This window comes from Streptomyces sp. NPDC012827, assembly GCF_042900905.1.
Classification (GTDB): Bacteria; Actinomycetota; Actinomycetes; order Streptomycetales; family Streptomycetaceae; genus Streptomyces; species Streptomyces gulbargensis.
On the sequence record NZ_JBIBBY010000002.1, the window covers coordinates 145,605 to 169,430 of the forward strand.

Genomic DNA, 23,826 nt, shown 5'->3' on the forward strand with positions numbered 1-23,826 from the left:
CCCATTAGGGTGACGGTATGTCCGCCACCCGGTATACGTATCTCGGTCCCGAAGGCACCTTCACGGAGGCAGCGCTGCGGACGCTGCCCGAGGCGGCGACGCGGGAGCTGGTTCCGATGGTCTCGGTGCCGGCCGCCCTCGACGCCGTACGGAACGGGGAGGCCGCCGCCGCGCTCGTACCGATCGAGAACTCGGTCGAGGGCGGGGTCACCGCGACGCTGGACGAGCTGGCCTCGGGCGAGCCGCTGATGATCTACCGCGAGGTGCTGCTGCCGATCGCCTTCGCGCTCCTCGTGCGCCCCGGGACCGCGCTGTCGGACATCAAGACGGTCACGGGCCACCCGGTGGCGCAGCCGCAGGTACGGAACTGGCTGCGGGCGCATCTGCCCGAGGCGACCTGGGAGTCGGCCGCCTCCAACGCGGACGGGGCCCGGCTCGTGCAGGAGGGCCGGTTCGACGCGGCCTTCGCGGGGGAGTTCGCGGCGGCGACGTACGGTCTGGAGGCGCTGGTCACCGAGATCCACGACGCGGAGAACGCCGAGACCCGTTTCGTGCTCGTGGGCCGTCCGGCGCGGCCGGCGGCGCCGACGGGTGCGGACAAGACCTCGCTGGTGCTGTGGCTCGGTGACGACCATCCGGGTGCCCTTCTCGAACTGCTCCAGGAATTCGCGGTGCGCGGGGTGAACCTGATGCTGATCCAGTCCCGCCCCACCGGGGCGGGCATCGGGAACTACTGCTTCGCCGTCGACGCCGAGGGTCATGTCGCGGACCGGCGGATGGGCGAGGCGCTGATGGGCCTGAAGCGGATCTGCCCCAAGGTGCGGTTCCTCGGCTCGTACCCGAGGGCGGGGGTGGCGCCGGAGGACGTGCGGCCGCTGCGGCGGGGGACGTCGGACCAGGAGTTCATGGCGGCCTCCGATTGGCTCGCGCGTGCCCAGGACGGCCGGGCCTGACCCGGCTCTCGGGTCTCCCCCGAGGATGACCGGCCGTCCCGTTTCGCGGAGCCGGTCGTCCACAGGCACGGACCACTAGTCCTACCTGCATATTTTTCGGTTACCCACAGAGGTTATCCACAGGAGCTCCGCCGACCTGGGGACAAGTCGACAACACGCCCCCGACAAGGTCGACAAATCACCCTTGGCCGCCACGCCGTCCGACACCTCGTCCACGGCGGGCAGCCCCGCCCGGGTCGGCGCACCAGCGGGAATCAAGCCGTCGGAGCGGGCAATTCCCACCCGAATGAGCATGGAAATGATGTTTGATCACGGAATTACCCGGCCGGTGAGGGTGATTCCTGCGACCTTCCCTGCAATCCACAGAACTTCCGCACAGCCTGTGGATAACTATTGCCGATCGCCGCCTCACAGGGCCCCGGAGCAGCGGCCTCCGGAATTCCCAAGCGGTTCAATCCGGGCAAATCAACACGCGCGACCTTATCCGGTGGGGGCGGGCGAGAACGCCCCGGTAGCCTGGTGGGGTGATTGACCTTCGCCTGCTCCGTGAGGACCCCGACCGTGTTCGCGCCTCCCAGCGCGCCCGTGGAGAGGACGTCGCGCTCGTCGACGCCCTGCTCTCCGCCGATGAGCGGCGCAGGTCGTCCGGCGTCCGCTTCGACGAGCTCCGATCCGAGCAGAAGGCGCTCGGCAAGCTGATCCCCAAGGCCACCCCCGAGGAGCGCGCCACGCTCCTACAGAAGGCCGAGCAGCTCAAGACCGACGTCAAGACCGCCGAGGCCGAGCAGAACGAGGCCGACGAGACCGCCAAGCGCCTCCTCCTCCAGCTCGGCAACCTCGTCCACCCCGACGTGCCCGTCGGCGGTGAGGAGGACTTCGTCGTCCTGGAGACGCACGGCACCATCCGCGACTTCGCGGCCGAGGGCTTCGAGCCCAAGGACCACCTGGAACTCGGCGAGGCGCTCGGCGCCATCGACGTCGAGCGGGGTGCCAAGGTCTCCGGCTCGCGCTTCTACTACCTGACCGGCGTCGGCGCGCTCCTGGAGCTCGCCCTCGTCAACGCGGCCATCGCCCAGGCCACCGAGGCCGGCTTCATCCCGATGCTGACCCCCGCGCTGGTCCGCCCGCGCGCCATGGAGGGCACCGGTTTCCTCGGCCAGGCCGCGGAGAACGTGTACCACCTGGAGAAGGACGACTACTACCTCGTCGGTACGTCCGAGGTGCCGCTCGCCGCGTACCACATGGACGAGATCATCGACGCCGACAAGCTGCCGCTGCGCTACGCGGGCTTCTCGCCCTGCTTCCGCCGCGAGGCCGGCACGTACGGCAAGGACACCCGGGGCATCTTCCGCGTCCACCAGTTCGACAAGGTCGAGATGTTCTCCTACGTCGCGCCCGAGGAAGCGGAGAGCGAGCACAAGCGGCTCCTGGAGTGGGAGAAGCAGTGGCTGACCTCCCTGGAGCTGCCCTTCCAGGTCATCGACGTCGCCACCGGTGACCTCGGCGCCTCCGCCTCCCGCAAGTACGACTGCGAGGCCTGGATCCCGACCCAGGGCAAGTACCGCGAGCTGACCTCCGCCTCGAACTGCGACGGCTTCCAGGCCCGCCGCCTCTCCGTCCGCATGCGCGACGAGCGGAACGGCAAAAAGGTCGTCCAGCCGCTGGCCACGCTCAACGGCACCCTGTGCGCCGTCCCGCGCACGATCGTCGCCATCCTGGAGAACCACCAGCTGGCCGACGGCTCGGTGCGCGTCCCCGAGGTGCTGCGTCCCTACCTCGGCGGACGTGAGGTCCTGGAGCCGATCTCCCGGTGAGCCCCTTCCCCTACCGCCTGGTCGCGACGGACCTCGACGGCACGCTGCTGCGGGCCGACGAGTCCGTCTCGGACCGTACGCGGGCCGCGCTCGCCGCCGCCACGGCGGCGGGCGCCGCGCACATCGTCGTCACCGGCCGTGCCGTGCCCTGGACCCGGCACATCCTCGACGACCTCGGCTACGACGGGCTCGCGGTGTGCGGGCAGGGCGCGCAGGTCTACCACGCCGGTGAGCACCGGCTGCTGACCTCGCTCACCCTGGACCGGCAGCTCGCCGGTCTGGCCCTGTCGAAGATCGAGGCGGAGGTCGGACCGCTGGCCCTGGCCGCGAGCCGTGACGGCCTGGAGGGCGAGGTCCTGATGGGCCCGGGCTACCGGGTGCACGAGGGGCCGCTGCCGTACGTCCCGTACGAGGACCCGGCGGAGGTCTGGGCGGCGCCGCTGACCAAGCTGTACATCCAGCACCCCACGCTCACCGACGACGAACTGGCCCTGGCCGCGCGCCGGACGGCCGGCGGGCTCGTGGACGTCGTCATGGCCGGGCCGGGGATCGTGGAGATCCTGCCGCTCGGCCTGAGCAAGGCGACGGGCCTCTCGCTGGCCGCACGCCGGCTCGGCGTGAAGGCCGCGGAGACCATCGCCTTCGGCGACATGCCCAACGACATACCGATGTTCGGCTGGGCGGCGCACGGCGTGGCCATGGGCAACGCGCACGCGGAACTGCGGGCCGTGGCGGACGAGGTGACCGCCACCAACGAGGAGGACGGCATCGCGCTCGTCCTGGAGCGCCTGCTGGACGCCTGATCCGGTCCCTGACCTGACGAAGGCCCGCTCCCCGGAGGGAGCGGGCCTTCGTGGGTCGCGGCCCGCGCGGACCGTGGTCCGCGCGCTCGAAGCGGCCGCCCCCGGGGAATCCCCCGTGTCCCCCGCCCAACCAGTGTGCGCCGGGCGCCTGTTCGGACGCGAACGCTTTTCCGCTCGGGGACGAGGGGACGGCCGCCCGGTGCGTCAGAAGTTGATCATGTGCCCGGCGATGCCGTGGATCGCTTCCTTCACGGCCTCGCCCAGGGTCGGGTGCGCGTGGACGTTGCGCGCGACCTCGTGCACGGTCAGGTCCCACTGCTGAGCCAGGGTCAGCTCGGGCAGCAGCTCCGTCACGTCGGGACCGATCAGGTGGGCGCCCACGATCTCGCCGTACTTCGCGTCGGCCACGATCTTGACGAAGCCGGTCGAGTCGCCGAGGCCGTGCGCCTTGCCGTTCGCCATGAAGGGGAACTTGGCGACCTTGACGTCGTAGCCCTTCTCGCGGGCCTGCGCCTCGGTGTAGCCGAAGCTCGCGATCTGCGGCTGGCAGTAGGTGGCACGCGGGATCATGGCGTAGTCGAGCTCCATGGTCTCGGCGTCCGCGATCGTCTCGGCGGCGATCACGCCCATGGCCTCGGCGGTGTGCGCCAGCATCAGCTTCGCGGTGACGTCACCGATGGCGTAGATGTGCGGCACCGAGGTGCGGCAGCGGCCGTCGACGTCGATCGCGCCGCGCTCGGTGAGGGCGACGCCGGTGCTCTCCAGGCCGTAGCCGGAGACGTTCGGTGCGAAGCCGATGGCCTGGAGGACCTTGTCGGCCTCCAGCACCTTCTGCGCGCCGTCCTTGCCGGTGACGGTGACGCGGACCTGCGGGCCGGACTCGTCGATCGCCTCGACGCGGGTGGAGGTGAGGACGTCGATGCCGAGCTTGCGGTACTGCTTGGCGAGCTCCTTCGAGACCTCCTCGTCCTCCAGCGGGGCCATCCGGTCGAGGAACTCGACGATGGTGACCTTGGTGCCGTAGTTGTTCAGGACGTACGCGAACTCGATGCCGATCGCGCCGGCGCCGGCGATGACGATCGACTTCGGGGCGTCCTCGGCGAGGATCTGCTGCTCGTACGAGACGACCCGGTCGCTCAGGGAGGTGCCGGGCAGCAGCCGGGGGGTGGCGCCGGTGGCGATGATGCAGTTGTCGAAGGTGATGGTCTGCGTGGTGCCGTCCGACTTCGCCACCTGGAGGGTGTTCGCGTCGAGGAAGGTGCCCCGGCCGTCGAACTCGGTGATCCCGTTCTTCTTCATGAGGAAGTGGACGCCCTTGACGCGGCCGTCCGCGACCGTGCGGCTGCGACGGTACGCCTCGCCGTAGTCGAAGGAGACGGTGCCGTCGACCTTGATGCCGAAGGTCTTGGCCTCGTGGTGGAAGATGTGGGCGAGTTCGGCGTTGCGCAGCAGCGCCTTGGTGGGGATGCAGCCGACGTTCAGGCAGACACCGCCCCAGTACTTCTCCTCGACGACCGCGACCCGCTTGCCCAGCTGGGCGGCGCGGATGGCGGCGACGTAGCCGCCGGGGCCAGCTCCGAGTACGACGACGTCGAAGCGGTCTGACATGACTGACTCCCGAAGGTGGTGAGGGTGTTCGGTCCGCGTACGGCCCCACAGTAGTCCCGAGACCCCCGCCCGGGTCAGTTGTAGGATGACTGGGCAACCGGGCGTATGAAGGGCGGAACGGAATGGCACTGAAGGCGGCGGGGCGGACCTCGCTGGTGGACTCGGTCGTGGCGCAGCTCCGCTCCCAGCTCGCGGACGGGGAGTGGGCGGTCGGCGACCGCATCCCCACCGAGCACGAGCTCGCCCAGCAGCTCGGCGTCGGCCGCAACACCGTCCGCGAGGCGGTGCGCGTCCTCGTCCACTCCGGTCTTCTCGAGTCCCGCCAGGGCAACGGCACCTTCGTCAGGTCGGCGGCCGATCCGGCGGCCGCCCTGAACGGCGTCCGGCACGCCGGCGCGCGCGACGTCCTCGAACTCCGCGTCGCCCTGGAGGCCGAGGCGGCGCGCCTGGCGGCGGTACGGCGCGACACCCACGACCTGCTGCGGCTGCGGGCGGCGCTGGCCACCCTGCGCGAGGAGGGCGACCGGGACGCCGACGCGGACCTCGCCTTCCACCGGGCGGTGGTGGGCGCCACGCACAACGCCGCTTTTGTCGAGGTGTACCGATTCTTCTCCACCCAGGTTCATGAAGTCCTGGTGGCCGCCCTCGGTGACCGGGCGATGCCCCCGGTGGACATCGACGCCCACGAGGCCCTCGTGGCGGCCGTCGAGGCGGCCGACCCGGAGGAGGCCGAGCGCTGTGCCCGCGAGCTGCTGCGGGCCCCGATCGAGACGGTCGAGGCGCTCACGGCCGAGGCCGGGGCAGCCGGCAGCGGGACCGGGGCAGCCGGGACCGGGGCAGCCGGCGCCGGTGCGCGGTCGCGGTCCGCGACGGCCGCCGCGCCGGAGGGGACCCGATGAGCCCGCGTACGGACCTCCCGGGAGCGCGGGCCACCGACACCCCCGGCATACGCGGGGACGCGCCGCCGCTCGTCGACGCCGAGGCCGGCGTCCGGCCCACGCCCGAGGGCACGGCCGCGCGCCGCGCCCTGCTCGCGCACCCGGCGGTGCTGCTCGCCGGCATCGTCCTCGCCTCGCTCAACATGCGGGCCGCGCTCGCCGGGGTGGCCCCGCTGGTCGGTGAGATCGCGGAGGACTTCGGGCTCTCCTCGACGGCCGGCTCCCTGGTGACCTCGGTGCCCGTCCTCTTCCTCGGCCTCGGCGCCCTCGCCGCCCCCTGGCTCGGCCGCCGCTTCGGCGCCGAACGCGTCCTGTTCGCGGCGCTGCTGCTGCTCGGAACCGGCATCCTCGCGCGCGTGCTGCCGTCCGTGTACGCCCTCTACGCCGGCGGCGTCCTCGTCGGCACCGCCATCGCCCTGCTCAACGTGCTGATGCCGGGCCTGATCAAGCGGGACTTCCCCGGCCGGGCCGCGTCCATGACCTCCGTCTACACCGGCGCGATGATCGCGGGCGCCACGGTGGCGGCCGCCGCGGCCGTCCCTCTGGAGGAGGCGCTCGGCGGCGGCTGGCGCGGTTCGCTCGGCTTCTGGTCGCTGCTCGCGGCCGTCGCCGCGCTGGCCTGGCTGCCGCAGGTGGTGATCGCCCGGGGCCGCACGGGCCACGAGGGGCGGGCCGTCCCGGCCGCCGCCGGCCGTCCGGCGGGCCTCCGGCGCTCCGCCCTCGCCTGGCAGGTGACCCTCTTCATGGGGCTCCAGTCACTGTGGACGTACGTCCTGGTGGCCTGGATGCCGACGATCTTCACCGACCACGGCATGAGCCGCTCCACCGCCGGTGTGATCTTCGCCTTCAACAACCTGACCCAGGTCGCGGGCGCCTTCGTCGTCCCACTCCTCGCCGGCCGGACCCGCGACCAGCGGGCCCTGGTCGTCCTCGTCACCACCCTGGTGGCGGCCGGCTACACCGGTCTCCTGGCCGCGCCCGTCCAGGGCGCCTGGCTCTGGTCAGGACTGCTCGGCGTCGGGCAGGGCGGCGCGGTGGGCCTCGCCCTCACCCTGATCGTGCTGCGCTCCGGGGACGCCGTCACGGCCGCCCGCCTCTCGGGCATGGCCCAGACCGTCGGCTATCTCCTCGCCGCCGCGGGCCCGCTGGTGGCCGGCGCCCTCCACCAGGCCACCGGCTCCTGGACGCTCCCGCTCTCGTTGGTCCTGGGCGTCTGCGCGACGGCGCTCGCCGTCGGCCTGCCGGCCGGACGCGACCGGCACGTGTGACCACCCCGCCGCCGGTCCGCCGCCCGGGGACGACCGGGGCTGTTGAGGAAGGCGGGGGCGGTACGGCTCCGGGGCGGGCCTCCCGGAATCCGGGCGACGCCCCTCGGAGCCGTACCGCCGTCACCGCCCCGTCCGCGCGGGGGGCGCCCTACTCCTCGCCCGCCAGGGTCAGCGTGCGCAGCTTGTGGCCGGCGAACCAGGTGGCGGCGACCGTGACCGCGGCCAGCAGGACGACCGCCGTGGTCAGGCCGACCTCCGAGCTGATGAGGCCGTCCCCGGTGACCTTCTCCGCGAGGGCGAGCGCCCACTGCTGGACGCTCAGGGTCCGGGCACCCGCGATCAGGGAGCCGAACAGGGCCTCCCAGACCAGCGCGTAGACGAGTCCGATCACCACGGCGTGCCGGCTGACCGTGCCGAGCAGCAGGAACAGGGCGCTGTAGGCGATGGAGGCGACCAGCGCGGCCACCGTGTAGGCGACGGCGACCTGCTGGCCGTTGCCGTTGAGGATGAACCCGGCGAGCAGCGTCGGCACCGCCGAGAAGACCATGGTGACCGCGACGGCCACGGTCAGCTTGGTCAGGATGATCGTGGGCCGCTTCACCGGCTTGGACAGCAGGTAGACGATCGAGCCGTCGTCGATCTCCGGCCCGATCGCGCCCGTTCCCGCGATCACACCGATCAGCGGCACCATCGTGGCCAGGGCGAACCCGCCGAGGACATCGGCGGCGACCTGGTCGTCCGCGCCGTTCAGGAGGCGGATCGCCGCGGCGATGACCAGGAGCATGCCGGGCAGGAGGAAGAGGAGCGCGGCCCGGCGGCGGCCCAGGAGGGCCCGGTAGGTGAGCCTCGCGACTGTGGGGTTGTACATCGGTCAGGCTCCTTTCAGACCGCGACGAGGTACGAGAAGACCGATTCGAGGGACTCGTCCGAGGGCGAGACCGTGAGCAGCCGGATGCCGCGTTCGCGCGCCACCCTCGGCAGCAGTTCCGTGAACCGGCCGAAGTCGACGGCCTGGACGCGCAGTCCGCCCTCCCCGTGGTCGACCTCGATCCCGGCCGTGGACGGGTCGGCGATCAGCGCGGCGGCCAGCGCCCGGTCGTCGCTGGACCGCACCAGGTAGCGGTGCGGCCGGTCGGTCATCAGGCGGCGGATCCGGCGGAAGTCGCCGGAGGCGGCGTGCCGGCCGGCCACGATCACCTCGATGTGGGAGGCGAGCTGCTCGACCTCCTCCAGGATGTGCGAGGAGAACAGGACCGTGCGGCCCTCCGCGCCCATCCGCCGCAGCAGGTCCATCAGCTGCATGCGCTGGCGCGGGTCCATGCCGTTGAAGGGCTCGTCGAGGAGCAGCACGGACGGCTCGTGGACGAGCGCCGAGGCCATCTTCACGCGCTGCCGCATGCCCTTGCTGTACGTGGCGATCTTGCGGTCCTGGGCGTACTCCATCTCCACCGTGGCCAGGGCCCGCTGGGCCTCCGCGCCGCCGAGGCCCTGGAGTTCGGCGTTGGCGAGGACGAATTCGCGTCCGGTCAGAAAGTCGTACATCGCCTCCCGCTCGGGGACGACGCCGATCTTCCGGTAGACCGACTCGTTGCGCCAGATCGTCTCCCCGTCCAGGGTCACACCGCCCGTCGACGGGTCGAGGAAGCCGCCCATCATGTTGATGAGCGTCGACTTCCCGGCGCCGTTGGGGCCGAGGAGACCGGTGACGCCCGGACCGACGGACATCGTGACGTCGTTGACGGCCACGACGTTGCCGAACCAGCGGGAGACGTGGTCGATGGAAAGGACGCTCATGGGCGCGGCCCCTTCCTCGGAAGGGTGGGGGTGGGCGACGGGAGGGTGATCACAGCCCGACCTTTCGGTAGCGGCGCATCAGGACGCCGTACGAACCGGCGATCAGCGCGAGGACGACCAGGAGATAGACCACGCCGGCACCGGAGCCCGGGCCCGAGCCGTCCGGGAAGGCGCTGGGCGCGCCGAGGAACGCGGTCTGCACCCCGTCGATGAGGGTGATCGGCGAGAAGAGGCCGAGCCACGGGATGACGTCGGTGTTCTCGGTGGCGTAGGCGATGCCCATGAGGGTGGAGACCGCCCCGTACGAGATGACCAGGACGGCGATCACGGCGGCGACGCCGAAGCCGCGGCGCGGCGTGAGCGCCGCCATGACCAGACCGATGCCGCCGAACAGCAGGGACAGCAGGGCCACCGAGACGAGCCCCTGGCCGAACATCGCCGTCTGGTCCCAGAAGTCCATCTTCGCCAGCAGGGCGCCGATCCACAGGATCAGCAGCGGCGAGGCCGTGAGGATGAACAGCGCCGAGGCCATCGCGCCGAACTTGGCGAGGACGTAGTCGACGCGCTCGATCGGCCGCGAGAAGTACAGCGGCACCGTCCGGAACCGCAGGTCCCGGGAGACGGACTGGGGCGCCTGGGAGGCCAGGTAGATGCCGATGACCATCTGGAGGTAGATCGCGTACTCGGTGTACTCGATCGACAGCTTGGACTGCTTCCCGACCACCGCGACCGCGACGAGGATCAGCGCCGGGACGCACATGACCGCGGAGAGCAGCATCGGCAGCACCTTCGACTTCGCGCTGCGGCCGAGGCCGTAGGCGCCGCGCAGCGACTGCGAGAAGAGGGAGCGGCGGGCGTACGCGCGGCCGAGGCGCGGGCCGTCGTAGGACCGGTACCCGATGTTGTGGATGCGGGTCGTGTCGGTCGCGGGAGCGGCCTGGGGATTGTGGGTGCTCATCGGGCCGGCACCTCCTCGTGCTGCGGGGGCCCTTCGGGGCGGAAGACCTCGGCGATGTGGTGGCGGCGCTGCTCCATGCGGACGAGGCCGAGGCCGAGACCGGCCACGGTGTCCCGCACGATGTCGTACGTCTCCTCGCCGGCCGCCTCCAGGAGCAGGACGTGCCCGGCCCCGGGCAGGCCCTCCTCGGTGCCCGGACGGAGGGTGACGCCCGCCGCGGTCAGGGCGGCGCGCAGGGCGGCCGTGCCGTCGGGGTGGGCGTCGGAGTCGGTGACCTCGACCGCCAGCGTGGTGGTGGTGCGGGTGAAGTCGCTGGTGGAGCTGGAGCGGAGCAGCCGGCCGCCGTCGATGACGACGACGTGGTCGCAGGTGCGTTCCAGTTCGCCGAGGAGGTGGGAGGTGACGAGGACGGAGATGCCGAAGTCGGTCCACACGCGGCGGATCAGTCCGAGCATCTCGTCGCGGCCGACCGGGTCGAGACCGTTGGTCGGCTCGTCGAGGAGGACCAGGCGCGGGTCGTGGACCAGGGCCTGGGCGAGCTTCACGCGCTGCTTCATGCCGGTCGAGTAGCCGCCGATGGGGCGGTAGCGCTCCTCGTAGAGACCGACGTGGCGCAGGGTGTCGGCGGTCCGCTCGCGGGCGGCGGTCGGCGGCAGGCCCGACATGCGCGCCATGTGCACGACGAACTCGGTCGCCGAGACGTCGGGCGGCAGGCAGTCGTGCTCCGGCATGTAGCCGACGCGCTCGCGGATCTGCGCCCCGGAGGTGGCGACGTCGAGGCCGAGGACCTCGGCGCGGCCCTCCGTGGCGGGGGAGAGTCCGAGCAGGATTTTGATCATCGTGGACTTGCCGGCTCCGTTGGCACCCACCAGTCCGGTCACACCGGGCCCGATGTCCAGGGAGAGCCGGTCGAGAGCGGTCACCCGGGGGAACCGCTTGCTGAGGCTTTCGGTCGCGATCACAGTCACACCTCGACCGTAGTGGCGGGGGACACGGCGGTCGTCAGCCCAACGGCTCGGTCGGTGTCCGACCAGAGGAGGACGGGAGCGGTGTCCTTCCCGGAGGAGCGTCCGGTTTCTCCCCTGGTTTTCCACAGGGTCGTGCCGGGCCCCTTGACGCAGCCTCCGGTCATTGTCACATTCATCGGTGTCAAGTTACGGACGCGTAGTGCGATCGGGCGCTCACACGGGACGGCGGGTGGCATGGCCTCAGCAGTGACAGGCGAACTCACCGCGGAGCTGCGGGGGTTCAGGGATGTTCAGCGGCTGGCGTACGCGTGCGCGGAGGCGGTGGCGGCCCGGCTCCGGCCGGGGGTGACCGAGCGTGAGGCGGCCCGGATGCAGCGGGAGTGGCTGTACGCGCGCGGGGTGCGGGACTGGTTCCACCGGCCGTTCGCCTGGTTCGGGGACCGGACCGCCTTCACCGGCTTCAGGGTCCCGCTCCAGTTCTTCCCGACGAACCGGCGCCTGGAGGCGGGGATGCCGTTCATCCTCGACATGGCGCCGGTGCACCGCGGTTTCACGGCGGACGTCGGCTACAGCGGCTGCCTCGGCCTCCACCCGGTGCACGACCGGCTGCTGGCCGACCTCAGGGACCATCGGGAGCTGATCCTGCGCGAGGTCCGCGAGCGGCGCACGCTGCGGGAGATCTACGAGGACGTGGACCGGCTCATGGTCCGCCAGGGGTACGCGAACCGGCACCGGGCCTATCCGTTCGGCGTGATCGCCCACAAGATCGACCGGGTGCGGGAGCGCCGCTGGTCACCGACGCTGTTCGGCTTCGGTACGCAGGCGCTGAAGGGGCTTGCGAGCGACGCCCTGCACGGACACCGGGACGGCTGGTCGCCGCTCTGGTCGCCGTACCGGTTCTCCGACCACCCGCCGATGCCGGGGCTGTGGGCGGTGGAGCCGCACCTGGGATTCAGGGGTACCGGCGCGAAGTTCGAGGAGATCCTGGTCGTCACCGACTCGAAGGACCCCGAGGAGAGCGCCTTCTGGCTGGACGACGACCTGCCGCACGTGCGGCGCTGGAACGAGGAAGAGGGGGCGGCGGCGTGAACGCGGACATCGGCGGGGTGGGCGGTACGGGCCCGGGCGACCGTGAGGGCACGGGCGCGCGGGCGGGAACGGGCGGCGGGTTCGGTGGTACGGGCGTGGGCGGCGGCGGGTTCGGTGGTACGGGCGCGGGGCTCGCGGAGGCGCGGGAGCGGTGGGTGCGCACCGGCGGGATCGAGCTCTGCGTGGCCGAACTCGGCGACCCGGCCCGGCCGACGGTGCTGCTCCTGCACGGCTACCCGGACTCCAAGGAGGTGTGGTCCCGGGTCGCGGTCCGGCTGGCCGAGGAGTTCCACGTGGTGCTGTACGACGTGCGGGGGCACGGCCGGTCGACCGCGCCGGTCCCGCTGCGCGGGGGCTTCACGCTGGAGAAGCTGACGGACGACTTCCTGGCGGTGGCCGACGCCGTCAGTCCGGACCGGCCGGTGCACCTGGTCGGGCACGACTGGGGTTCGGTGCAGTCCTGGGAGTTCGTGACGGTCCGCCGCACCGAGGGCCGGATCGCCTCCTTCACCTCGATCTCGGGTCCGTCCCTGGACCACTTCGGGCACTGGATCAAGCGGCGGACGACCCGGCCGACACCGCGCCGGGTGGGCCAGCTCCTCGGGCAGGGAGCGAAGTCCTGGTACGTGTACCTGCTGCACACCCCGGTCCTGCCGGAGCTCGCCTGGCGCGGCCCGCTCGGCAAGCGCTGGCCGAAGATCCTCGAACGGGTCGAGAAGGTCCCGGCCGGCGACTACCCGACGGCCTCGCTGCCGAGCGACGCGGCGCACGGCGCCTGGCTCTACCGGGACAACGTCCGCGCCCGCCTGTCCAGGCCGCGCCCCGACGCCTACGCGCACGCGCCGGTGCAGCTGATCACGCCGGCGGGCGACGCCTTCCTGTCCGAGCGGCTCCACGACGACCTGGGCGAGTGGGTCCCGGAGCTGACCCGGCGGACGCTGTCGGCCAAGCACTGGGCGCCGCGCACCCGGCCGGACCAGTTGTCGGCGTGGATAACCGAGTTCGTCCGGACGCACGAGGAGCCGGCGGCGCGGACGCCGAAGCCCGCCCCGGCGACGGCGACGAGGGGCGGGGTGCGGCCGGAGTACGCGGAGCGGTTCGGCGGCCAGCTGGTGCTGGTCACCGGGGCGGCGAGCGGCATCGGGCGGGCCACCGCCTTCGCCTTCGCCGAGGCGGGCGCGCGGGTCGTGGCCGTGGACCGGGACGGCGAGGGCGCGGTCCGCACGGCGGAGATGGCCCGGCTGATCGGGGCGCCGGAGGCCTGGGGCGAGACGGCGGACGTCGCCGACGAGCAGGCGATGGAGAAACTGGCCGCGAAGGTGGAGGGGGAGTACGGCACCGTCGACGTCCTGGTCAACAACGCGGGCATCGGGCTCACCGGCTCCTTCTTCGACACCACGAGCGACGAGTGGAAGCGGGTCCTGGACGTCAATCTGTGGGGGGTCATCCACGGCTGCCGGGTCTTCGGCGCGCGGATGGCCGGGCGCGGCCAGGGCGGCCACATCGTCAACATCGCGTCGGCGGCGGCCTTCCAGCCCTCCCGGGCTCTGCCGGCCTACAGCACCTCGAAGGCGGCCGTGCTGATGCTCAGCGAGTGCCTGCGGGCCGAGCTGGCGGGGCAGGGGATCGGGGTGTCGGCGATCTGCCCCGGGATCGTCAACACCGGCATCACGTCGACCGCGCGGTTCGCGGGCGTCACCGACGAGGCGGAGGAGAAGCGGCGGCAGAAGAAGGCGGCGCGCCTGTACGGCCTGCGGAACTACCCGCCGGAGAAGGTCGCGGACGCGATCCTGGGGGCGGTGCTGCACGACCGGGCCGTCGTGCCCGTGACCCCCGAGGCGCGCGGGGCCCATCTGCTGGGGCGGCTCAGCCCCGGGGTGCTCCGGGCCTTCGCCCGCTGGCAGCCGCCGGCGTAGGGAGCCGATCGGGGGCCGCCGTACGATCCCTCTCCGGGGGTCGCGCGGTGGCGGGACGGGGAAGCGGTCGGTGGGAGCGGGTTTGTCGGAGCGGTCAGCACAGCCGGAGTACCGGATCGAGGATCTCGCCCATCACAGCGGGGCCACGGTCCGGACCATCCGCGCCTACCAGGACCGGGGCCTGCTCCCCCGGCCGGAGCGGCGCGGCAGGTCCAACGTGTACGGCGACGCGCACCTGGCCCGGCTGCGGCAGATCGCCGACCTCCTCGAACGCGGCTACACCCTGGCCTCGATCAAGGAGCTCCTGGACGCCTGGGACACGGGCCGGGGACTCGGGGGGGTCCTCGGCCTGGTCGCGGAGGTCCAGGGGCCGTGGACGGACGAGCGGGCGGACCGCATCTCCCGGGAGGAACTGGACGCCCGCTTCGGCGGCACCCCGGACGAGGAAGCCGTACGGGAGGCCGTCGAACTGGGGGTCCTGGAGCGGCTGCCGGGGGGCGGGACGGAGGAGTACCTCGTGCCGAGCCCCCAGGAGCTGGCGGTGGCGGCCGAGCTGCACGCGGCGGGTGTACCCCTGACGGCGATCACCGGTCATCTGCGGGAGCTCCGTGATCAGGTGGAGCACATCGCCACGCGCTTCCTGGAGTTCACCACGGAGCACGTCTTCGCCCGCTATCTGGAGCACCGGCCGCCGACGGACGCCGACGCGGCGGAGGCGGCGACGATGGTGCGGCGCCTGCGTCCGCTCGCCCAGCAGACGGTGGACGCGGAACTGGCCCGCGCCATGCGCCTGCTGGCCACCCGGCACCTCCAGTTGCACCTGTCGCCCGAGCCCCCTCCGGCGAAGGGGGAGGTGACGCGGCCGGTGCCGCTGCCGATGGAGACCGTTCGCGCCGTGCAGGACCTCGTGGGCGCGGACGGCGTGGCGGCGTTCGTGGCCGCCGCGACCGACCGCGAACTGGCCAAAAGGACATTGGACGCGCTCACGGCACGTCACCGCGAAGGCGACAGGACTGAGCAAACCACCTGAAAACGACGGGTAGTTGTCCACATAACCGTGGGCCGAGCCTGTGGATAACTCACATTCACTGTGGATCAAACATGTGCGCCGTTTTTCGATGGCCCGAAAGTCAGGTCTCGTGCATCCTGACCGCATGAGCCGGGACACCAGGGACGACCGACGCACGGTGAAGGTCTCGAAGTACCTGTCCAAGCACCTGCGCCATCAGCCCGAACGCATCGGGCTGGTCCTCGACCCCCAGGGCTGGACCGAGATCGACAGCCTGCTGCGGGCCGCCGCGGCTCACGGTTTCCCGATCGGCCGGGACGAACTCGACCATGTCGTCGCCACCAACGACAAGCAGAGGTTCACGGTCGAGGGCATCCGCATCCGGGCCGCCCAGGGCCACACCGTCTCCGTCGACCTCGGCCTGCCCGCCGCCGAACCACCCGCGTACCTCCACCACGGGACGGTCGCCGGCTCGCTCCCCGCGATCCGGGCGGAGGGGCTGCGGCCCATGGCCCGGCACGCCGTGCACCTCTCCCCCGACCGGGAGACCGCCACCCGGGTCGGGGCCCGCCGCGGCCGGCCGGTCGTCCTCGCCGTCGCGGCCGGCGCCATGCACCGCGACGGCCATGTCTTCCGCCTCAGCGCCAACGGCGTCTGGCTGACGGCGGCCGTCCCACCCGCGTACATCCGGTTCCCGGACCGAAGGGATTCTTCCGGCTCACCGCCCTGAGGCATGATCGGTCCCATGGCCCACCCCCACCTGCCCAGCACCGAAGCGGCGGTCACCGCCGTCCGCGCCCTCGCCCGGGAGCACGGGCGGGAGATGACGGTCACCGACGACATCGGGGCCGACCGGACCTCGCGCCGCACCTCGGCCGGCGCCTTCGCGGTCCTCGACCCGGACGGCTCCCTCCCGCACGAGGCCTTCGTCGAACTGGGCGGCTCCCCCGCCGTCACCGTCCGGCTCTTCCCCGAGGACGACGCCCTGATCACGGTGGACGGCATCGAGTTCGCGGACGTCCCCCGTGACGCCGTCCCCGCCTTCCTCCGCTCGGTGTACGGCGGCCTCGCCCATGTGAAGGGGCGGTTCTTCCCGCCCGGCTGGTGGCTGGTCGTCCCGCTTCCCGGCGACGAGACGTACAAGGAACTGGTCTCCGGCGCCTCGCTCACCCCCTGGCTGAACAGCCGGGTCCGCTGACCCGGGCGCCGGGGCCCGAGGCGCCGGGCGCGGTTCAGCCGAGCTGGGCGAGGGCCTCGGTGGCGATCCGCTCGAAGACGGCCGGGTCGGTGGCGAAGTCGGAGTCCGCGACCGGCCAGTGGATCACGAGCTCGGTGAAGCCGAGCTCGCGGTGACGGCCGGCGTAGTCGACGAAGGCGTCCACCGACTCCAGCGGACCGTTCCGGTCCGGGCTGAACCCGTGCAGCAGGATCTTGTCGACCTCGGCCACGTCGCGACCGATCTCCGCACACGCCTTGCCGAGCTTCTCGACCTGCCCGCGCAGTGCCTCCCGCCCCTGCTCCGGCGTGCCGTTCTCGTAGAGCTTCGGGTCGCCGGTCGTCACCCACCCCTGCCCGTACCTGGCGGCCAGTTTCAGGCCGCGCGGCCCGGTGGCGGCGACCGCGAACGGCAGCCGGGGCCGCTGGACGCAGCCGGGCAGGTTCCGGGCCTCCACGGCCGAGTAGAACGTGCCGCGCTGCGACACCGCGCCTTCGGTCAGCAGCCGGTCGAGCAGCGGCACGAACTCGCCGAACCGGTCCGCCCGCTCCTTCGGCGTCCACGCCTCCTGGCCCAGCGCGGTGGCGTCGAATCCGTTGCCGCCCGCCCCGATGCCGAGCGTGACCCGCCCGCCGGAGATGTCGTCGAGGGTCATCAGCTCCTTCGCCAGCGTCACCGGGTGCCGGAAGTTCGGCGAGGTGACGAGGGTCCCGATCCGCAGCCGCTCGGTGGCCGTGGCGGCGGCGGCGAGCGTCGGCACGGCACCGAACCAGGGGCCGTCACGGAAGGTGCGCCAGGACAGGTGGTCGTAGGTGTACGCGGCGTGGAAGCCGAGCTCCTCGGCGCGCCGCCACTTCTCACGGCCGCCCTCCTGCCAGCGGTCGACGGGCAGGATCAGGGTGCTCAGACGCAGGCTCATGGCCCGAGCCTACGTCCCGGGAAGGAAGCGGTACGGACATTTCCGAGGCCATGAGGAGAGGGTGGCAGGAGGCACCGCGCGGCCCGCAGGCCGGGGAGAACCCCCACGGAAGGCCGAAATCCGCCCACTCAGATGTGCGGGCTCCCGCACGCCCGTGCGCCCGGTGCGGAAGAATGGTGCGGTGACCTTTCCCCGCTCCCCGCACCCGACCGTCCCGGCCCCGGCTCCCGCACCCCGGCTGATCGCCACCGACCTCGACGGCACGCTCCTGCGTGACGACAAGTCCGTCTCCGAGCGCACGGTCGCCGCCCTCGCCTCCGCCGAGCGGGCCGGCATCGAGGTCTTCTTCGTCACCGGCCGCCCCGCCCGCTGGATGGACGTGGTCGCCGACCACGTGCACGGTCACGGCATGGCGATCTGCGCCAACGGCGCCGCCGTCGTGGACCTGCACGCGGGCGGCACGTTCCTGGAGGTGCGTCCGCTGGAGCGGTCCGTCGCCCTGGACGTCGTGCGGGCCCTGCGCGCCGCCGCCCCCGGCGCCGCCTTCGCAGTCGAGCTCACCACCGGCATCCACTACGAGCCGGAGTACCCGCCCTTCTTCCTCGATCCCGGCGCCACCGTGGCCACGGCCGAGAAGCTCCTCTTCGAGGAGACGCCCGGCGCGTCGGCGCCCGTCCTGAAGCTCCTCGCCCAGCACCGTGAGCTGGACCCGGACGCCTTCCTCGCGCTGTCCCGGCAGGCCGCGGGCCACCTGGCCTCCTTCACCCGGTCCAGCCCCACCGCCCTGGTCGAGATCAGCGCCCTCGGCGTCTCGAAGGCCTCCACCCTCGCTCTGTGCTGCGCCCAGCGCGGCATCGCCGCCGAGGAGGTCGTCGCCTTCGGGGACATGCCGAACGACATCGAGATGCTCAGCTGGGCCGGCCGTTCGTACGCGATGGGCAACGCCCACCCCGATGTCCTCGCCGCCGCCTCGGGTCACACCGCCGGCAACAACGAGGACGGCGTGGCCGTCGTCATCGAGCGGCTCGTCGCGGAGGCGACGCGCGCCGCCGATTCCTGACGGGACCGGGGCGCGGGCCCGGGCGGCCCGCTCGGCCGGCTCGCGACGGGGCCCGGCCGGCGGGTCTAGAGCGGCGCCTGGAGCGGGGCCTCCCACACGACCGTCGTACCGCCGCCGTTCTCCCCGAGACCCGGGCCGCACCAGCTGGCACCGCCCAAGGACTCGGCCCGGCGCGCCAGGTTGCGCAGGCCGCTGCGCCGGCCGCCGTGCGGGATGCCGACGCCGTCGTCCGCGACCGAGAGCCGTACGCCGGGCGAGCCGTCGGGCAGCGTGACGGTCGCGTCGACGGCCACCTCGATCCGTCCGGCCGCGGCGTGCCGGAAGGCGTTGGAGAGCGCTTCGCGCAGCGCGGCGATCAGGTTCTTGCCCGTGAGTTCGCCGACCGCCGAGTCGACCGGCCCGAGGAACCGGTGGGCCGGCTTGAAACCCAGCGGCACCGCCGCCATGTTGATCTCCCGCAGCACACGGGTCCGCAGCCCCGAGGGGGCCTCGGCCGGGCCCTGCTGGAGTGCGAAGATCGCCGTACGGATCTCCTGGATCGTCACGTCCAGCTCGTCCACGGCCTTGCCCACGCCCTCGCGCACGGCCGGGACGACCGACTTCCGCTGGGCGCTCTCCAGCATCATCCCGGTGGCGAACAACCGCTGGATGACGAGGTCGTGCAGGTCGCGGGCGATGCGGTCGCGGTCCTCGTAGACGGCCAGCCGCTCCCGGTCGCGCTGGGCGTCGGCCATCATCAGGGCGAGCGCCGCCTGTGAGGCGAACTGGGTGGCGAGGGTCCGCTCCGTCTCGGTGAAGGGACGGGCGCCGCGCGCCCGGGGCGTGGCGAGGGCGCCGAGCACCCGGCCCCCGCTCTGCAGCGGAAGGATCATGCTGGGCCCGTAGACGGAGGTCAGCCCGCTCACCATGCGCGGGTCCGTGGAGGCGTCGGCCACGAAGACGGCCTCGCCTGCCAGGAGTTCCTCCACGACGGCGCTCTCGGGCGGGAGGACCACACCGAGCGCCCTGGTGGGCCGGGGGGCGGAGACCGCCACGATCTCCAGGCCGCCCTCCTCGGCCGGGAGCAGGACGATTCCGGCGTCGGCGTCGGCGAGGCGGCGGGCCTGCTCGGCGACGACGGTGAGGGCGTCGTCCGCGTCACCGCCGGAGAGCAGGGCGGTGGTGACGGCGACCGAGCCGTCGATCCACCGTTCGCGCTGGCGGGCCGCCTCGTAGAGGCGGGCGTTGCCGATCGCGATGCCCGCCTCGGTGGCGAGGACCCGGACCATGTGGGCGTCGTCGTCGTCGAAGGGTTCGCCACCGCGTTTCTCGGCCAGGTAGAGGTTGCCGAAGATCTCGCCCTGGACCCGGATCGGCACCCCGAGGAAGGTCCGCATCGGCGGGTGGCCGGCCGGGAAGCCGGTGGCGCGCGGGTCGGCGGTCAGGTCGGTGAGCCGGATGGTCCGCGGTTCCCGGATGAGGGCGCCGAGCAGCCCGGCGTGCCCGTCGGGGCGGCGGCCGATGCGGCGGGCCGTCGCCTCGTCGACGCCGTGGGTGACGAAGTCGCGGAGGCCGTCGCCCTCCTCGTCGACGACGCCGATCGCCGCGTAGCGCGCGTCGGCGAGTTCGGCGGCGGTCTCGCAGATGCGGTCCAGGGTGGAGTGGAGTTCCAGCCCCGTGCCGACCGAGCGCATCGCTTCCAGGAGCTGCGGGACGCGGGCGGTGAGTTCCGTGGACAGGCCCAGGAGGCCGTGGGTGGCCCGGGTGGCGCTCTCCAGCGGGTCCGGGACGTCCGGCACGTCGGCGGTCATGAACGTGAGCCTAGTAAGTCCTATTTGGCGAGAAAAGTCGGCCGCCGCTCCTCCCGCGCTCCGGACGCCCGCTCCCGGCTCCCTGCCGCGTCACCTTCCCGTGTCCGCCGCCGCCGTGAGCAGATCGGTCGCCCGCTCCTGAGCCAGCATCCGCCGCAGGGGCCCGTCCACGGAGGCGAGTGCGGCGTACGGGCCACGCTGAACGGTCCGGCCGGCGTCCAGGACCAGCACCTCGTCCACCGCGTCGAGGCCGTGCAGGCGGTGGGTGATGAGCACCGTGGTGCGGCCCTCGGTGGCTCGCAGCAGGTCCTCGGTCAGGGCGTCGGCGGTGGCCAGGTCCAGGTGCTCGGCCGGCTCGTCGAGGACGAGGACCGGGAAGTCGGCGAGGAGGGCGCGGGCGAGCGCGAGGCGCTGGCGCTGGCCGCCGGACAGCTGCGAGCCGTGTTCGCCGACGAGGGTGTCGAGGCCGTTCGGCAGCCCGTCCACCCAGCCGAGCAGCCGGGCCCGCCGCAGCGCCTCGCGGAGTTCGGCGTCCTCGGCGCCGGGCCGTGCGAGCCGCAGGTTCTCACGGACGGAGCTGTCGAAGAGGTGGGCGTCCTGGGCGCAGAGGCCCACGAACCGCCGTACGTCGTCCCCGTCGAGCTCCCGCGCGGGCACCCCGCCCAGCCGGTACGCGCCGTGCTCGGTGTCCAGGAACCGCAGCAGCACCTGGGTGAGCGTGGTCTTGCCGGAGCCGGAGGCGCCGACGACGGCGATCCGCCGGCCGGGCTCCAGGGTGAGCCCGAAGCCGTCGAGCGCCGGGCGGTCCTGCCCGGCGTACCGGGCGGTGATCCCGTCGAGGACCAGCGGGAACGGGCTCGCCGGGGGAGTGGCTGGCGTCCGTGGTTCGTGGACGGGGACGGGCGCGTCGAGCACCTCGAAGACCCGCTCGGCGCTGTGTCGCACGCGCTGCCGGTACTGGACGGCGAGGGGCAGTCCGGTGACGGCCTCGAAGGCGGCCAGCGGGGTGAGGACGACCACGGCGAGGGCCACCCCGTCGAGCCGCCCGTCGCGTACGGCCTGGACGCCCGCGCACGCGGCGGCCACCACCGTCAGACCGGACACCAGGGCGGAGAGTCCGGTGCCGAGCGCGGTGGCGGCGGCCTGCCGGGAGGCGATGCCGGTGAGGGCGCGGTCGGCGGCGGCGGCCCGCGCGGTCCGTTCGCGCAGCGCGCCGGCGACCGTCAGTTCGCCACAGCCGCGCAGCAGGTCACCCACCGTGGTGGCGAGAAGGCCCCGGGCGGGGGCGAGACGGCGCTCGGCCCGCCGGGCGAGGGCCCCGCTCACGAGCGGCACCGCGATGCCGGCGAGCAGCAGCCCCACCGCGAGTACGGCTCCGGCCTCGGGCAGCAGCCAGGTGGTGAAACCGACGGAGGCGACGCCCACGACCAGGGCCGCGCCGGCCGGCAGCAGCCAGCGCAGCCAGTAGTCCTGGAGGGCGTCGACGTCCTGGACGAGCCGGGAGAGGAGGTCACCGCGCCGGGTGCGGCGCAGCCCGGCCGGGGCGATCCGCTCCAGGCGCCGGTAGACGGATACGCGCAGCTCGGCCAGCATGCGGAGCACGGCGTCGTGCGAGACGAGGCGTTCGGCGTAGCGGAACACGGCCCGGCCGATGCCGAAGGCGCGGGTGGCGGTGACCGCCACCATCAGGTGAAGGACGGGCGGCTGCTCGGAGGCGCGGGAGATCAGCCAGCCGGAGACGGCCATGAGGCCGACGGCGGAGCCGAGGGCGAGGCTGCCGAGGAGCAGGGCGAGGCCCATCCTGCCCCTGAGCTCACCGGCCGTCGCGCGGACCCGCCCGAGGACCGACCGTCCGGGACCCTCGGAGTCCGGGGCCCCCGCTTCCCCGGCGGACCCGGTCTCGGTTGCGGGTACGGCATCCCCGGCCGCCCCGGCGGCGCCTCCGGTCCCGCCGTCCCGTTCCGTCCCGTCCAGAGCGCCCACGGCCGTGGCCCCCGGCAGGGCGGGCCCGGCCGGACCCTCCGACGGTGACAGGCGTACCACCCGGTCCGCGACCGCGAGGAGCGCCGGGCGGTGCACCACGAGCAGGACGGTGCGTCCGGCCGCGAGCCGGCGGACCGCGTCGACCACGCCGGCCTCCGTCTCGCCGTCCAGCGACGCCGTCGGTTCGTCGAGCAGCAGCAGCGGCCGGTCCGCCAGGAAGGCCCGCGCGAGCGAGAGGCGCTGGCGCTGGCCCGCGGACAGTCCGGCCCCGTCCTCGCCGAGTTCCGTGGCGAGTCCCCGCGGCAGCCCGGCGACGAAGCCGTCGGCCCCGGCGTCCCGCAGCGCCTGCCGTACCGCCTCGTCGGAGGCGTCGGGCCGGGCGAGACGTACGTTCTCGGCGACCGTCCCCGCGAAGAGGTACGGCCGCTGGGGCACCCAGGCGATCCGCTCCCGCCAGGCCTCCAGGTCGATCGAGGCCAGCTCCGCGCTCCCGGTGCCCGGCGCCGCGGCGCCCCCGACCCGTACCGAACCGTCCTCCGGCACCGTGAAGCCGAGCACCACGTCGAGCAGGGTCGACTTGCCGACGCCGCTCGGTCCGACCAGGGCCACGGTCTCGCCGGGTTCCACGGTCAGCGTCGCCGCGTTCAGGGACGGTTCGGCGCGCCCCGCGTGGCGGACGGTCACCCGGTCGAGCTCCAGGCGCACGGTGTCCCCGACCGGGGCCGTCCCGCCTCCCCGTACCGGCTGTTCGAGGACCTCGAAGATCTCCTCCGCCGCGGCGAGGCCTTCCGCCGCGGCGTGGTACTGCGCGCCGACCTGACGCAGGGGCAGATAGGCCTCGGGCGCCAGGACGAGGATCACGAGCCCGGTGTAGAGGTCGAGTTCACCGTGGACGAGCCGCATGCCGATGGTCACGGCGACCAGGGCGACCGAGAGGGTGGAGAGGAGTTCGAGGGCGAAGGAGGAGAGGAAGGCGATCCGCAGCGTGCGGAGGGTCGCGCGGCGGTACTCCGAGGTGATCGCCCGGATGGACTCGGCCTGGGCCTTCGCCCGTCCGAAGACCTTCAGGGTGGGCAGGCCCGCGACCACGTCCAGGAAGTGTCCGGAGAGCCGGGACAGCAGCCGCCACTGCCGGTCCATGCGCGCCTGGGTGTACCAGCCGATGAGGATCATGAAGACCGGGATGAGCGGCAGGGTGACGACGATGATCACCGCCGAGACCCAGTCCTCGGTGACGATCCGGGCCAGGACGGCGACCGGAACGACCACCGCGAGACCGAGTTGCGGCAGGTAGCGGGCGAAGTAGTCGTCGAGCGCGTCGACACCCCGGGTGGCGAGGGCGATGAGGGACCCGGTCCTCTGACCACTGAGCCAGCCGGGGCCGAGGGCCGCCGCGCGGGCGAGGAGCCGGCCACGGAGCTCGGACTTCACGGCGGCGCTCGCCCGGTGCGCGGCGAGTTCCGTGAGCCAGGAGACCGCCCCGCGTCCGACCGCGACGGCCGCGAGCAGCACCAGGGGTGTCGTGAGGGCGGGGAGCGACAGCCCCTCCTGGAAGGCCCCTACGACGACTTCGGCGATGAGCATCGCCTGGGCGATGACCAGCGCCGCCCCGACCAGGCCGAGCAGCACCACCGCGACCAGGAAGACGCGGGTGGCACGGGCGTGACGGAGCAGGCGCGGGTCGATCGGTTTCACGTGAAACATGCCCTTCTCGTGAGCGACAGCCCTGGTCGGTGCGGG

Annotated in this window: 19 protein-coding genes; 11 read left to right on the forward strand and 8 right to left on the reverse strand. The window is 73.0% G+C overall.

What is annotated here, in order from left to right; genetic code table 11:
* The first annotated feature begins 17 nt into the window (after nt 1–17).
* The 3 genes from pheA to ACFY60_RS04075 all read left to right on the forward strand — a co-directional run bounded on the left by pheA (nt 18) and on the right by ACFY60_RS04075 (nt 3,570).
* Complete coding sequence (gene pheA, locus ACFY60_RS04065) at nt 18–953, forward strand: prephenate dehydratase (protein ID WP_388609994.1); 936 nt, start codon at nt 18–20, stop codon at nt 951–953.
* A 524-nt stretch (nt 954–1,477) separates the two neighbouring features.
* Nucleotides 1,478–2,767 (forward strand): serine--tRNA ligase, encoded by a 1,290-nt coding sequence (gene serS, locus ACFY60_RS04070; RefSeq protein ID WP_388609992.1) that lies wholly within the window; start codon nt 1,478–1,480, stop codon nt 2,765–2,767.
* Nucleotides 2,764–3,570, forward strand: a complete 807-nt coding sequence (locus ACFY60_RS04075) for an HAD family hydrolase (protein WP_388609990.1) — start codon at nt 2,764–2,766, stop codon at nt 3,568–3,570. Before serS ends, ACFY60_RS04075 begins: the two co-directional genes overlap by 4 nt.
* A gap of 204 nt (nt 3,571–3,774) precedes the next feature.
* Here ACFY60_RS04075 and lpdA read toward each other — a convergent pair whose 3' ends face one another.
* Entirely contained in the window at nt 3,775–5,178 is a 1,404-nt protein-coding gene (gene lpdA, locus ACFY60_RS04080; protein WP_388609988.1) for a dihydrolipoyl dehydrogenase, read from the reverse strand.
* Nucleotides 5,179–5,300: 122 nt separating this feature from the next.
* On the opposite strand from lpdA, the gene ACFY60_RS04085 reads away from it, so the two are divergent.
* Together ACFY60_RS04085 and ACFY60_RS04090 are read left to right on the forward strand one after the other, a co-directional pair.
* Complete coding sequence (locus ACFY60_RS04085; RefSeq protein WP_388609986.1) at nt 5,301–6,077, forward strand: FadR/GntR family transcriptional regulator; 777 nt, start codon at nt 5,301–5,303, stop codon at nt 6,075–6,077.
* Nucleotides 6,074–7,384 (forward strand): CynX/NimT family MFS transporter, encoded by a 1,311-nt coding sequence (locus ACFY60_RS04090; RefSeq protein WP_388609984.1) that lies wholly within the window; start codon nt 6,074–6,076, stop codon nt 7,382–7,384. The genes ACFY60_RS04085 and ACFY60_RS04090 overlap by 4 nt, the downstream gene beginning before the upstream one ends.
* A 148-nt stretch (nt 7,385–7,532) precedes the next feature.
* On the opposite strand, the gene ACFY60_RS04095 is transcribed toward ACFY60_RS04090, so the two are convergent.
* Genes ACFY60_RS04095 through ACFY60_RS04110 form a run of 4 tightly spaced genes read right to left on the reverse strand, consistent with a single transcriptional unit; the run spans nt 7,533 to nt 11,098 of the window.
* Nucleotides 7,533–8,252 carry an ABC transporter permease subunit gene (locus tag ACFY60_RS04095; RefSeq protein WP_388609982.1) on the reverse strand — a complete coding sequence of 240 codons (720 nt, stop codon included), beginning with the start codon at nt 8,250–8,252 and terminating at the stop codon, nt 7,533–7,535.
* Nucleotides 8,253–8,266: 14 nt separating this feature from the next.
* On the reverse strand, nt 8,267–9,178 hold the full coding sequence (locus tag ACFY60_RS04100; protein WP_388609980.1) for an ABC transporter ATP-binding protein: 912 nt from the start codon (nt 9,176–9,178) through the stop codon (nt 8,267–8,269).
* A gap of 49 nt (nt 9,179–9,227) precedes the next feature.
* Nucleotides 9,228–10,136 carry an ABC transporter permease gene (locus ACFY60_RS04105; RefSeq protein WP_388609978.1) on the reverse strand — a complete coding sequence of 303 codons (909 nt, stop codon included), beginning with the start codon at nt 10,134–10,136 and terminating at the stop codon, nt 9,228–9,230.
* Nucleotides 10,133–11,098, reverse strand: a complete 966-nt coding sequence (locus tag ACFY60_RS04110) for an ABC transporter ATP-binding protein (protein ID WP_388610223.1) — start codon at nt 11,096–11,098, stop codon at nt 10,133–10,135. The genes ACFY60_RS04105 and ACFY60_RS04110 overlap by 4 nt, the downstream gene beginning before the upstream one ends.
* Before the next feature lie 240 nt (nt 11,099–11,338).
* Here ACFY60_RS04110 and ACFY60_RS04115 point away from each other — a divergent pair, with 240 nt between their 5' ends.
* From ACFY60_RS04115 to ACFY60_RS04135, 5 genes are all read left to right on the forward strand, one after another.
* Complete coding sequence (locus ACFY60_RS04115) at nt 11,339–12,193, forward strand: M24 family metallopeptidase (RefSeq protein WP_388609976.1); 855 nt, start codon at nt 11,339–11,341, stop codon at nt 12,191–12,193.
* A gap of 95 nt (nt 12,194–12,288) precedes the next feature.
* Nucleotides 12,289–14,109: an SDR family oxidoreductase gene (locus ACFY60_RS04120; RefSeq protein WP_388610222.1), complete on the forward strand. Its 1,821-nt coding sequence runs from the start codon at nt 12,289–12,291 to the stop codon at nt 14,107–14,109.
* 82 nt (nt 14,110–14,191) lie between these two features.
* On the forward strand, nt 14,192–15,139 hold the full coding sequence (locus ACFY60_RS04125) for a MerR family transcriptional regulator (RefSeq protein ID WP_388609974.1): 948 nt from the start codon (nt 14,192–14,194) through the stop codon (nt 15,137–15,139).
* 124 nt (nt 15,140–15,263) lie between these two features.
* The gene (locus ACFY60_RS04130) at nt 15,264–15,848 is read left to right on the forward strand and encodes an RNA 2'-phosphotransferase (protein ID WP_388609971.1); all 585 of its coding nucleotides are present in this window, start codon (nt 15,264–15,266) and stop codon (nt 15,846–15,848) included.
* A 15-nt stretch (nt 15,849–15,863) separates the two neighbouring features.
* A complete protein-coding gene (locus ACFY60_RS04135; protein ID WP_388609969.1) occupies nt 15,864–16,316 on the forward strand; it encodes a hypothetical protein in 453 nt (150 codons plus the stop codon).
* Between the two features lie 34 nt (nt 16,317–16,350).
* On the opposite strand, the gene ACFY60_RS04140 is transcribed toward ACFY60_RS04135, so the two are convergent.
* Nucleotides 16,351–17,253: an LLM class flavin-dependent oxidoreductase gene (locus ACFY60_RS04140; RefSeq protein WP_388609967.1), complete on the reverse strand. Its 903-nt coding sequence runs from the start codon at nt 17,251–17,253 to the stop codon at nt 16,351–16,353.
* Nucleotides 17,254–17,434: 181 nt separating this feature from the next.
* Between ACFY60_RS04140 and ACFY60_RS04145 the strand changes: the two genes are divergently transcribed.
* Nucleotides 17,435–18,313: a Cof-type HAD-IIB family hydrolase gene (locus tag ACFY60_RS04145; RefSeq protein ID WP_388609965.1), complete on the forward strand. Its 879-nt coding sequence runs from the start codon at nt 17,435–17,437 to the stop codon at nt 18,311–18,313.
* 65 nt (nt 18,314–18,378) lie between these two features.
* Here ACFY60_RS04145 and ACFY60_RS04150 read toward each other — a convergent pair whose 3' ends face one another.
* Together ACFY60_RS04150 and cydD are read right to left on the reverse strand one after the other, a co-directional pair.
* Nucleotides 18,379–20,103: a GAF domain-containing protein gene (locus ACFY60_RS04150; RefSeq protein ID WP_388609963.1), complete on the reverse strand. Its 1,725-nt coding sequence runs from the start codon at nt 20,101–20,103 to the stop codon at nt 18,379–18,381.
* A 90-nt stretch (nt 20,104–20,193) separates the two neighbouring features.
* A complete protein-coding gene (gene cydD / locus ACFY60_RS04155; protein ID WP_388610220.1) occupies nt 20,194–23,781 on the reverse strand; it encodes a thiol reductant ABC exporter subunit CydD in 3,588 nt (1,195 codons plus the stop codon).
* Nucleotides 23,782–23,826: the final 45 nt, after the last annotated feature.

Coding starts and splice junctions, on each gene's coding strand:
- pheA (WP_388609994.1), top strand. CDS start 18: ATGTCCGCCACCCGGTATACGTATCTCGGTCCCGAAGGCACCTTCACG.
- lpdA (WP_388609988.1), bottom strand. CDS start 5,178: ATGTCAGACCGCTTCGACGTCGTCGTACTCGGAGCTGGCCCCGGCGGC.
- ACFY60_RS04085 (WP_388609986.1), top strand. CDS start 5,301: ATGGCACTGAAGGCGGCGGGGCGGACCTCGCTGGTGGACTCGGTCGTG.
- ACFY60_RS04090 (WP_388609984.1), top strand. CDS start 6,074: ATGAGCCCGCGTACGGACCTCCCGGGAGCGCGGGCCACCGACACCCCC.
- ACFY60_RS04095 (WP_388609982.1), bottom strand. CDS start 8,252: ATGTACAACCCCACAGTCGCGAGGCTCACCTACCGGGCCCTCCTGGGC.
- ACFY60_RS04100 (WP_388609980.1), bottom strand. CDS start 9,178: ATGAGCGTCCTTTCCATCGACCACGTCTCCCGCTGGTTCGGCAACGTC.
- ACFY60_RS04105 (WP_388609978.1), bottom strand. CDS start 10,136: ATGAGCACCCACAATCCCCAGGCCGCTCCCGCGACCGACACGACCCGC.
- ACFY60_RS04115 (WP_388609976.1), top strand. CDS start 11,339: ATGGCCTCAGCAGTGACAGGCGAACTCACCGCGGAGCTGCGGGGGTTC.
- ACFY60_RS04130 (WP_388609971.1), top strand. CDS start 15,264: ATGAGCCGGGACACCAGGGACGACCGACGCACGGTGAAGGTCTCGAAG.
- ACFY60_RS04135 (WP_388609969.1), top strand. CDS start 15,864: ATGGCCCACCCCCACCTGCCCAGCACCGAAGCGGCGGTCACCGCCGTC.
- ACFY60_RS04140 (WP_388609967.1), bottom strand. CDS start 17,253: ATGAGCCTGCGTCTGAGCACCCTGATCCTGCCCGTCGACCGCTGGCAG.
- ACFY60_RS04150 (WP_388609963.1), bottom strand. CDS start 20,103: ATGACCGCCGACGTGCCGGACGTCCCGGACCCGCTGGAGAGCGCCACC.